Annotated in this window: 1 protein-coding gene and 1 pseudogene; one reads left to right on the top strand and one right to left on the bottom strand. The window is 70.5% G+C overall.

Annotated features, from left to right (window positions below; translation table 11 throughout):
* The first annotated feature begins 335 nt into the window (after positions 1–335).
* Positions 336–773: a hypothetical protein gene (locus tag AB0C76_RS41555; protein ID WP_359976033.1), complete on the top strand. Its 438-nt coding sequence runs from the start codon at positions 336–338 to the stop codon at positions 771–773.
* A 141-nt stretch (positions 774–914) separates the two neighbouring features.
* On the opposite strand, the pseudogene AB0C76_RS41550 reads toward AB0C76_RS41555, so the two are convergent.
* A pseudogene (locus AB0C76_RS41550) lies at positions 915–1,014 on the bottom strand (electron transfer flavoprotein subunit alpha/FixB family protein); the annotation flags it as partial.

Raw genomic sequence — 1,014 nt, 5'->3', positions numbered from 1 at the left:
TCCGCCGCGAACGGAGCGATCTTCGCCTCGGCCAGCCCGCGCACCGCCTCACGGAGCATCCCGTGCTCCTCGGAGATACGGAAGAGATCGAAGTCCTGGCTCATGATCGGCGCTCCTGTTTCGGGACGGCACTGACGGTACTCAGTACCCTTCATTATGCACGCGCGCAGCAAAAAGGGAACTCAGTGCCTTCACATAGCGGCACTGAGTTCCCTATCCTTTTTCTGCCGAACTCCTGCCGAACTCCCGCGCGACCAGTACGCGATCTGGCCGCCGTGGCGACCAGGCAGCCCCGGCACGCCCAGCAAGCCGTCCGAGCGCAGGGAGATGACACCGTGGTCCACTCAGCCATCGACGCCGACTGCGAGAACACCACGCTGTACTTCCAGCGCTGCGCGTGGTGCAGCAACCCCACCTTCCAGCGGCTGCTCTGCCCCACCTGCGGCTCCACCGACCTGCGGCTGGAGCCCAGCGAGGGCACCGGCGTCGTGCGGCGCTGCGAGGTCGAGCAGGCCAGGACGCCGCTGGCGCGGCAGAAGTCGCTGATCCGGATGGCCGAGGGCTTCGACGTCTGGTGCATCGTCGACGGGCTGCGCAGCACCGTGCCGGTGGGCACCAAGGTCCGCCTGCTGCCGGCGCCCGGCGCGGCCGAGAACCCGGAGCTGCGGCTGCTGCCGGTGGAGGAGCCGCAGCCGGTGGTGTGCACCGAGCCGCGCCCGCTGCCGCCGAACCAGGGCGGTTTCACGCAGCACCTCGCGGCCTTCGCCGAATAGCCGGACAGCCGGACAGCCGGACAGCCGGACAGCCGAGAAGGCGCGGACGGTCCGGTCGGGCCCCGGACAGGGGCCCGGGAACGCCGGAGGGCGTGGCACCGGGTACCCGGTGCCACGCCCTCCGCGCTCGTGCGGGGCGGATCAGGCCTTGCGGGCCTTCACCTCGGCGGTGAGCTGCGGCAGGACGGCGAACAGGTCGCCGACGACGCCGTAGTCGACCAGCTCGAAGATCGGGGCCTCG

The sequence above is a fragment of the Kitasatospora sp. NPDC048722 genome, from assembly GCF_040650235.1.
Classification (GTDB): Bacteria; Actinomycetota; Actinomycetes; order Streptomycetales; family Streptomycetaceae; genus Kitasatospora.
The sequence above is the reverse complement of the archived record's forward strand: the minus strand, read 5'-3'. Positions and strand labels throughout refer to the sequence as shown.